Consider the following 8,635-nt stretch of genomic DNA (forward strand, 5'->3'; position numbering starts at 1 on the left):
GTCTGAGCTCGGCGGTACGCACAACAACGGAGCGGGACCCCGGCACTGGATCGATGCCGGGGCCCCGCTCTGGTACGAACCGATCTCAGACGCGCGTCGCGCCGACCTCCACACCGTGCTCGGCGGCGAGGCGGTGCAGGTCGTCGAGCTCGGCCTGCTCGACCTCCGCGAGGAAGTCGTCGCCCGTTTCGCGAGCCCGCGTCAGGTCGGACTCGGTTGCCCTTATGCGCTGCAGAAGTCCTGCGGTGAATGCGTCCATGCTGCGCCCCCTCGTCCTGGGTCGTGGGTCGATGGCACGGGGGTGTGCCGTTCGGAAGGGGCGATCACGTCTCCGGATGGGTGCCCAGCGCTGCCCGTGCTGGGCGGCGACGGTGCCGGACACCCACGCCCGCTCTGCGGAAGCGGCCGGGCGTACCACAAGGTGGCGTGCCCAAAGCAGAGCGTGATCGCGGGGTGTAAATCCGTCCTCCCCCCGCTCCCTTCCGCGGAAACCTCAACCCGAGGGGAAAATCTCGTATTCCCCGGCCCCGGGACCGTCGTACCGGCTGCCTCACACCCTGCGTCCCACCCGCCTTACAGCCGGTTTATGGCCGAAAAAGGCAGGATGGAGGCCTCTCACCCGTGAAGACCCTGCCCGCGTGCGCCGAAGAGGCGCTACGCGGGTGGACAGAGGAAGGACAAGCGACGTGCGCGTACTCGTCGTCGAGGACGAGCAGCTGCTCGCCGATGCGGTGGCCACCGGACTGCGCCGGGAGGCCATGGCCGTCGACGTCGTGTACGACGGTGCGGCCGCCCTGGAGCGCATCGGCGTCAACGACTACGACGTGGTCGTCCTCGACCGCGACCTCCCGCTCGTGCACGGCGACGACGTCTGCCGCAAGATCGTCGAGCTCGGCATGCCCACACGCGTGCTGATGCTCACCGCGTCCGGCGACGTCAGCGACCGTGTCGAGGGCCTGGAGATCGGAGCCGACGACTATCTCCCGAAGCCGTTCGCGTTCAGCGAGCTGACGGCACGCGTGCGTGCCCTCGGACGCCGTACGAGCGTGCCGCTGCCGCCCGTCCTGGAGCGCGCCGGGATCAAGCTCGACCCGAACCGCCGCGAGGTCTTCCGCGACGGCAAGGAAGTCCAGCTCGCGCCCAAGGAGTTCGCCGTCCTGGAGGTGCTGCTGCGCAGCGAGGGCGCCGTCGTCTCCGCGGAGCAGCTCCTGGAGAAGGCCTGGGACGAGAACACGGACCCCTTCACCAACGTCGTGCGCGTCACCGTGATGACCCTGCGCCGCAAGCTCGGCGAGCCCCCGGTGATCGTCACCGTGCCCGGCTCCGGCTACCGGATCTGATCCGCGGTGGCCACGACCCCCGCGCCGCCGACGGCGCCCCCGAAGCCCACCTGGGACCCGCGAAGGCAGGAGCCGCCGTTCCCCTGGCTGCGCCCGACCATCCGGATACGACTCACGCTGCTGTACGGCGGCATGTTCCTGATCGCCGGCATCCTGCTGCTGTCGATCATCTATCTGCTCGCGGCGCAGGCGCTGAACACGGGCTCCGCGCCGCTCTTCAAGATCGTCGGCGGCACCGACATCAAGGTCGCCAGCGACAACTGCCCTGGCGTCGACGCGAGCAACATCCCGCTCACCACGTTCAACGACGCGATCAGCGCGTGCATCGACCATCAGCGCCAGGCCGTCCTGGACGACCTGCTCAGCCGCTCCCTGCTCGCCCTGCTCGGCCTCGCCATCATCGCCTTCGCCTTCGGCTACGCCATGGCGGGTCGGGTGCTCTCGCCGCTCGGCCGGATCACCCGCACCGCGCGCGCGGTGGCGGGCTCGGACCTGTCCCGGCGGATCGAACTGGACGGCCCGGACGACGAGTTGAAGGAGCTGGCCGACACCTTCGACGACATGCTGGAGCGGCTGCAGCGGGCCTTCACCGCCCAGCAGCGTTTCGTCGGGAACGCCTCGCACGAACTGCGCACCCCGCTCGCGATCAACCGCACACTCCTCGAAGTGCACCTCTCCGACCCCGCCGCACCGGTCGAGCTGCAGCAACTGGGCAAGACGCTGCTCGCGACGAACGAGCGCAGCGAACAGCTGGTCGAGGGCCTGCTGCTGCTCGCCCGCAGCGACAACCAGATCGTGGAGCGCAAGCCCGTGGACCTCGCCGAGGTCGCCTCGCAGGCTGTCGATCAGGTGCACGCCGAGGCCGAGGCCAAGGGGGTGCTCATCCGTGGGAAGCGCGCCGAGGCGGTCGTCCAGGGCAACGGCGTCCTGCTCGAGCGGATCGCCCTGAACCTCGTCCAGAACGCGGTGCGGTACAACGTGCCGGAGGACGGCTGGGTCGAGGTCACGACGCAGGTGCAGCACGGCCAGGCGGTGCTGGTGGTCTCGAACACGGGTCCGGTGGTGCCGGCGTACGAGATCGACAATCTTTTCGAGCCATTCCGGCGGCTGCGTACGGAGCGCACGGGCAGCGACAAGGGCGTGGGCCTCGGCCTTTCGATCGCCCGGTCGGTGGCCCGTGCCCACGGTGGTCACATCGTCGCGGAGCCGCGCGAGGGAGGTGGGCTCGTGATGCGCGTCACCCTTCCGATCTGAGACCATGTCGCCGACGCGTGACGATGTTCGCTTTGCGCGGAATTTTCTGGTCACCCATCCGGGAGGCTCGTGTGTGATCGATCACAAGGGCGAATTTCCGGCCATCTACTCTCCGTGGTCACGCAGGCCGTCGGAAAGCCGGGAAAATCCGGGTTTTCGGGGGTCTAGATCACGGGAAGTACACGGTGAGGCCCTTTGAAGTGCGGCATGGGGACCGTGTACGGTCCCGTTCGCCATCCAAGCCGATCACTCTTGAGGTGTCCGGTTGGGTGTCGATTGAGTAACAGACCTTGATGTGAGGCAAAATCTCCGCCTCAGGTCGGGCACAAGTCCGGCCTCTCACGCGTTACGTGCGCTGAGACACCGCAGACACCCAGAGGGGGAGAGCGACATGGCAACGGATTACGACACCCCACGCAAGACCGACGACGACGTCGACTCGGACAGCCTTGAAGAACTGAAGGCTCGCCGGAACGACAAGTCCACGTCGTCCGTCGACGTAGACGAATTCGAGGCCGCGGAAGGCCTCGAACTGCCCGGAGCCGACCTCTCGAACGAGGAGCTGGCCGTCCGGGTGCTGCCCAAGCAGCAGGACGAGTTCACTTGCATGAGCTGCTTCCTGGTGCACCACCGCAGTCAGCTGGCCCGAGAGAAGAACGGTCAGCCGATCTGCCGCGACTGCGACTGAGGCAGGGTCGGCCGTGACTGGCTCGACCCCTCCTTGGAAGCGCCGCTTCCTCTCGCGGGGAGCGGACGTAGGGCCCTCAGACGGCCCTGAAGGCGTGCGTGACGACGAGCGGGGCTCTTCCCGACCAGGATCAGCCTCGCTCGAGCGGGCGCCCGCCACAGCGCCGACAGGCGCCTTTGCGCATGCCGGCGATCTGACGCCGGCAGATGCCCCTGCACCGACCGACGCCCCGGCGCCGGTGGACGCTCCCGCGCCCGCCGCCAGGCGCCGTGTGGCGGTCGTTCGGGACGGGGTCATCAGGGGTGTCCAGAAGGGCGCCCACATGGGCGGCAGCAGGGCCAGGGCGGGCCTGGCCCACCTCGCCGACCGGATCATCGACATCGCCCCGCGGGTCCCCGTACGGGACCTCGCGACCCTCCGTCAGCAGTTCCCCGGTCTCACCGCCGAGCAGCTCGCGGACAAGCTCGTCGCGGGCGCGGCCAACGGGACGTCCACGGTGGGCGCCGGGATCGGCGCGGCCGCGATGCTGCCGGTGCCGCCCGCGATGCCCACGGAGCTCGCCACCGAGATCACCGGCGTCGCCGCGATCGAGCTGAAGCTGATCGCCGAGCTCCACGAGATCTACGGTCTGCGGCCGCCCGGCAATCTCAAGCAGCGCAGCACCGCGTATCTGAACTCCTGGTCCTCGGAGCGCGGGATCGACGTGACCAAGCCGATGACGATCAACGCCGCGTTGGGCGGCCAGATGAAGCGCGAGCTGCGCCAGCAGATCATGAAGCGCATGGTCCGGGATCTGCCGAACCTGATGCCGTTCATGGTGGGTGCGGCGGTGGGAGCGGTCATGAACCGCCGCGACACCAAACGCCTCGCCGCGCGTATCCGCAAGGACCTGCGCAAGTCCCAGGTGTCCTGGGACGCGCTCGCGGAACTGCCACCGCTGGAGAAGCCCGCGGAGCCGTTGCGGATGGGGGAGATCCCCAAGAAGCTCGGGCACTGAGCCCGTAGCGACGTCCCTTACGCCGACGCGCGCGCCGCCTCCAGCGCCGCCACCAAGCGCTCCGGCTCCCTTGTCGACAGGTACAGGTACGGGGTGGGGTCGGCCGGATCCGTGACCGGGATGCGAAGAGCTGTCGGGATGTACGCGCGCAGCAGCATGAAGGCGCGAGGGTCCGCCTTGGAGGTGCGCCAGGCGCGCGCCTCCTCCTGGTCCAGGATCTCGCTGTCGCCCAGGGCCGCGACCGGGATCTTGGCCTCGCCCGCGATCAGGGAGTCGCCGACGACGCGGATGCGGATCGAGCCGTACGAACTCGCCACGACGGCCGAGACGGCGGTGCCGCCGACCAGCCCGCCCAGCAGGGGCAGTGTGCCGAACGGCAGAAAGACCAGGGCCATCGCGACGCCGACCAGGAAGCACACCAGCCACCAGGTGCGGGGTGCGGTGAGGCGTTCTTCGTACGGGGAGGCGGAGAGCTGCATGAAGCCAAGCTTGGCACGGTGCCTAGGGAGGGCCGACGCGCGGGTAAGGTCTGCGGCTGTGAGTGGTACTTCCGCAGCTCTGGCACCTCCCGCCGACGCCGTCGCGCCGGTGCGGCACCCCGATGCGCCCGCTCCCGGCGAGCTCCTGGGTGCGCACTACGAACAGTGTTTCGGGTGCGGCGGGGAGCAGCCGCACGGGCTGCATCTGGCGGCACGTGCGGAGGACGGGGTCCGAGTCACGGCGGAGTTCACCGTGCGGTCCGTCCATCAGGGCGCCCCCGGCCTCGCCCACGGCGGAGTGCTCGCCACCGCGCTCGACGAGACGCTCGGTTCGCTGAACTGGCTGCTGCGCACCATCGCCGTCACCGGCCGACTGGAGACCGACTTCGTGCGGCCCGTCCCCGTGGACACCGTGCTGTACCTGGAGGCGGAGGTCACGGCGGTGGCCGGCCGCAAGATCTACTCGACCGCCACCGGGCGGATCGGCGGTCCGGACGGGCCCGTCGCCGTCCGCGCCGACGCCCTCTTCATCGAGGTCAAGGTCGACCACTTCATCGACAACGGCCGCCCGGAGGAGATCCGGGCCGCCATGAACGACCCGGACCAGATCCGCCGTGTCCGTGCCTTCGAGGTGAACCCGTGACCCGTAACCCTGTGGACGTGCTGATCCGGCGCGTCGACCCGGACGTCCCGCTTCCCGAGTACGCGCACCCCGGTGACGCGGGAGCCGATCTGCGCACCACCGAGGGCTGTGAACTGCAGCCGGGCGAGCGTGCCGTGCTGCCCACGGGAGTGTCCATCGCGCTGCCCGAGGGGTACGCGGCCTTCGTGCACCCGCGTTCCGGGCTCGCCGCCCGCTGCGGTGTCGCCCTCGTGAATGCCCCGGGGACGGTTGATGCCGGGTACCGTGGGGAGATCAAGGTGATCGTGGCGAATCTCGACCCGCGCGAGTCCGTGCGGTTCGAGCGCTTCGACCGGATTGCCCAACTGGTCGTCCAACAGGTCGAGAAGGTTCGCTTCCAGGAGGTGGCGGAACTTCCCGATTCGGCGCGGGCCGCAGGGGGCTTCGGGTCCACTGGCGGTCATGCCGCGGTGGGCGGCACAGCGGGTGGGAATCGATACGCTTCGGTCGTATCCGACCGGGAAGGACAGTGACGTGTTCGGACGTCGCAAGAAGGGCAGTGCCGCCGAGGATGCGGCGGGCGAGGCCGAGCAGGTCGTCGACAATGTCGACACTGAGGCGGACGAGGCGGACGAGGCCGAGCGGGAGCGCGTGAGGCTCGAGCCGGAGCCGCGGCCCGACGGACCCTGGGACGACTCGGAGGTGCGGGACCCCGCCGAGGGCCGCGTGGACCTGGGCGGTCTTTTCGTGCCCGGAGTCGACGGCATGGAGTTGCGGGTCGAGGTCGCGGGTGACGCGATCGTCGCGGCGACCGTCGTCCTCAAGGACAGCGCCATTCAGCTACAGGCCTTCGCCGCTCCCAAGCGTGAGGGCATCTGGGGTGAGGTGCGCGAGGAGATCGCGTCGGGCATCACGCAGCAGGGCGGTGTCATCGACGAGGTCGAGGGCCCGCTGGGCTGGGAGCTGCGGGCGCAGGTGCCGGTGCAGCTGCCGGACGGCACGGGCGGTTTCCAGGTCGTGCGGTTCGTCGGCGTGGACGGTCCTCGCTGGTTCCTGCGCGGAGTGATCTCCGGGCAGGGGGCGGTGCAGCCGGGGGCCGCGGGCCTGCTCGAGCAGATCTTCCGGGACACGGTCGTCGTACGCGGTGAGGGTCCGATGGCCCCCCGCGACCCGATCGTCCTGAAGCTGCCGAACGACGCGCAGATGGTTCCCGAAGGTGTTCAGCAGGAGGAGCAGAGCGGTTCGCGCTTCTCCGGTGGCATGGGACAGCTGCAGCGCGGGCCGGAGATCACCGAGGTCCGCTAGACGGCGCGTTGAAAGGGTCGCACCTCCACTGGGGGTGCGACCCTTTGTCGTTGCGTGACCTCTTGACGGGCGGTTGGTCTATACCTAAGGTCCCGGCCATCACGTGTGTCCAAACACGCGTTCATCGTTCACATACGAGAACGGATGGCCCCCCACATGCCCGAGACCCCCGCAAGGCACCGCCGCAGACCACGCCGCCCCGCCCTGCTCGCCACCGCCGCGACCGCGGCCCTCGTGGGCGGCCTCCTCGCCTGGCCCACCGCCCACCGCGCCGACGCCGCCCCCGCTGCGTTCGCGCACCCCGGAGTCACCGTCTCCAAGAGCCAGCTGGACTTCGCCCGCACCAAGGTCAACGCGGGAGCCCAGCCGTGGAAGGGGGCGTACGACCAGATGATGGCGAGCAAGTACGCCTCGCTGACGCGCACCGCCAAGCCCCGGGCGACCGTGGAGTGCGGCTCGTACTCGAACCCCAACAACGGCTGCACCGACGAGCGCGAGGACGCGATAGCCGCGTACACCGACGCCCTTGCCTGGTACATCACCCGCGACGAGCGGTACGCGAAGAAGTCCATCGAGCTGATGGACGCCTGGTCGGCCGTGATCAAGGAGCACACCAACAGCAACGCGCCCCTGCAGACCGGCTGGGCCGGTTCCTCCTGGCCCAAGGCCGCCGAGATCATCAGGTCGACGTACACCGGGACCTGGACGAACTCCGGCCGCTTCGCGACCATGCTGCGCAACGTCTACCTGCCCAAGGTGATCAACGGCTCCAACTCCAACGGGAACTGGGAGCTGTCGATGATGGAGGCCGCCGTCGGCATCTCCGTCTTCCTCGACGACAAGACGTCGTACGACAAGGCCATGGCCAAGTTCCGGACGCGTACGGCCGCGTACGTCTATCTCTCGTCCGACGGCTCTGTGCCGAAGACCGTGCCGAGCCAGAACCTCGACACCACCGCGAAGATCGTCAGCTACTGGCAGGGGCAGTCCACCTTCGTCACCGGGCTCACCCAGGAGACCTGCCGCGACTTCACGCACACCGGGTACGGCATCTCGGCCATCTCGCACATCGCCGAGACCAGCCGCATCCAGGGCGAGGACCTGTACGGCACGGACGTCGGCGAGCGGCTGCGGCAGGCGCTCGGATTCCAGGCGAAGTACCAGCGGGGCGAGGCGGTGCCGAGCTGGCTGTGCGGGGGCTCCCTCACACTCGGGCTCGGACCGGTCACCGAGGTCGGCTACAACGCCCTGCACAACCGTCTGGGCATCGCGATGACCAACACTCAGAACCTGACGGAGCAGAACCGGCCGGCCGGCAGCAACAACCTGTTCGTGGCCTGGGAGACGCTGACCCACGGGGACAACCCGAGCTGACCCCTCGCCCGGCCGGGCGCCCGGTGGCGACCGAGGCGCCCGGCCGACGTCCCTGCTCCCCCCATACGTCGCGGCGCGCATCAGGGTTGTGTCAAAGAGAGCCGTCGACCCAGCCTCCTGCCCCATGTGTCGAGATTGTTGGCCGTAAGGTCGACGCTGCGTACATAGCTGTGACAGGAAGACACTAAGACCATGGGACGCGGCAAGCTTCGGATCTACCTCGGCGCGGCACCGGGCGTCGGCAAGACATACGCGATGCTGTCCGAGGCGCACCGCCGTATGGAACGGGGCACCGACTGCGTGGTCGCCTTCGTGGAGCACCACAACCGGCCACGCACCGAGGTGATGCTGCACGGTCTGGAGCAGATCCCCCGCAAGGACCTGGAATACCGGGGCAGCGTCTTCACCGAGATGGACGTCGACGCCGTGCTGGAGCGTGCCCCGGCCGTCGCCCTGGTGGACGAACTCGCGCACACCAATGTCCCTGGTTCGCGCAACGCCAAGCGCTGGCAGGACGTGGAGGAGCTGCTCGCCGCCGGGATCGACGTGATCTCGACCGTCAACATCCAGCACCTG

General features: G+C 69.1%; 11 protein-coding genes. 9 read left to right on the forward strand and 2 right to left on the reverse strand.

Annotated elements, in window-relative coordinates; translation table 11 throughout:
• Positions 1-85: 85 nt before the first annotated feature.
• Complete coding sequence (locus tag ACX28W_RS22840) at positions 86-259, reverse strand: hypothetical protein (RefSeq protein ID WP_167459062.1); 174 nt, start codon at positions 257-259, stop codon at positions 86-88.
• 427 nt (positions 260-686) lie between these two features.
• Between ACX28W_RS22840 and ACX28W_RS22845 the strand changes: the two genes are divergently transcribed.
• The 4 genes from ACX28W_RS22845 (at position 687) to ACX28W_RS22860 (ending at position 4,279) form a co-directional block, all read left to right on the forward strand.
• Positions 687-1,340 carry a response regulator transcription factor gene (locus ACX28W_RS22845; RefSeq protein ID WP_010983842.1) on the forward strand — a complete coding sequence of 218 codons (654 nt, stop codon included), beginning with the start codon at positions 687-689 and terminating at the stop codon, positions 1,338-1,340.
• Positions 1,341-1,346: 6 nt separating this feature from the next.
• The gene (locus ACX28W_RS22850; protein ID WP_459000979.1) at positions 1,347-2,594 is read left to right on the forward strand and encodes a sensor histidine kinase; all 1,248 of its coding nucleotides are present in this window, start codon (positions 1,347-1,349) and stop codon (positions 2,592-2,594) included.
• A 391-nt stretch (positions 2,595-2,985) separates the two neighbouring features.
• Positions 2,986-3,282: a DUF4193 domain-containing protein gene (locus ACX28W_RS22855; RefSeq protein ID WP_003997302.1), complete on the forward strand. Its 297-nt coding sequence runs from the start codon at positions 2,986-2,988 to the stop codon at positions 3,280-3,282.
• Positions 3,283-3,295: 13 nt separating this feature from the next.
• Positions 3,296-4,279, forward strand: a complete 984-nt coding sequence (locus tag ACX28W_RS22860) for a hypothetical protein (RefSeq protein ID WP_459000983.1) — start codon at positions 3,296-3,298, stop codon at positions 4,277-4,279.
• A gap of 17 nt (positions 4,280-4,296) precedes the next feature.
• Here ACX28W_RS22860 and ACX28W_RS22865 read toward each other — a convergent pair whose 3' ends face one another.
• A complete protein-coding gene (locus ACX28W_RS22865) occupies positions 4,297-4,758 on the reverse strand; it encodes a DUF3093 domain-containing protein (protein ID WP_459000985.1) in 462 nt (153 codons plus the stop codon).
• A 58-nt stretch (positions 4,759-4,816) separates the two neighbouring features.
• On the opposite strand from ACX28W_RS22865, the gene ACX28W_RS22870 reads away from it, so the two are divergent.
• The 5 genes from ACX28W_RS22870 to ACX28W_RS22890 form a co-directional block, all read left to right on the forward strand.
• Complete coding sequence (locus ACX28W_RS22870; RefSeq protein WP_459000987.1) at positions 4,817-5,401, forward strand: PaaI family thioesterase; 585 nt, start codon at positions 4,817-4,819, stop codon at positions 5,399-5,401.
• Positions 5,398-5,913: a dUTP diphosphatase gene (gene dut, locus ACX28W_RS22875; protein ID WP_459000988.1), complete on the forward strand. Its 516-nt coding sequence runs from the start codon at positions 5,398-5,400 to the stop codon at positions 5,911-5,913. Before ACX28W_RS22870 ends, dut begins: the two co-directional genes overlap by 4 nt.
• Before the next feature lies 1 nt (position 5,914).
• Positions 5,915-6,685, forward strand: a complete 771-nt coding sequence (locus tag ACX28W_RS22880) for a DUF3710 domain-containing protein (protein WP_459000990.1) — start codon at positions 5,915-5,917, stop codon at positions 6,683-6,685.
• A gap of 156 nt (positions 6,686-6,841) precedes the next feature.
• Positions 6,842-8,059 (forward strand): alginate lyase family protein, encoded by a 1,218-nt coding sequence (locus tag ACX28W_RS22885; protein ID WP_459000992.1) that lies wholly within the window; start codon positions 6,842-6,844, stop codon positions 8,057-8,059.
• A 192-nt stretch (positions 8,060-8,251) separates the two neighbouring features.
• A partial coding sequence (locus ACX28W_RS22890) for a histidine kinase (RefSeq protein WP_459000994.1) occupies positions 8,252-8,635 on the forward strand: 384 nt, incomplete at its 3' end.

It is taken from the genome of Streptomyces sp. SD15 (assembly GCF_054462255.1).

Coding starts and splice junctions, on each gene's coding strand:
- ACX28W_RS22885 (WP_459000992.1), top strand. CDS start 6,842: ATGCCCGAGACCCCCGCAAGGCACCGCCGCAGACCACGCCGCCCCGCC.
- ACX28W_RS22865 (WP_459000985.1), bottom strand. CDS start 4,758: ATGCAGCTCTCCGCCTCCCCGTACGAAGAACGCCTCACCGCACCCCGC.
- ACX28W_RS22840 (WP_167459062.1), bottom strand. CDS start 259: ATGGACGCATTCACCGCAGGACTTCTGCAGCGCATAAGGGCAACCGAG.
- ACX28W_RS22855 (WP_003997302.1), top strand. CDS start 2,986: ATGGCAACGGATTACGACACCCCACGCAAGACCGACGACGACGTCGAC.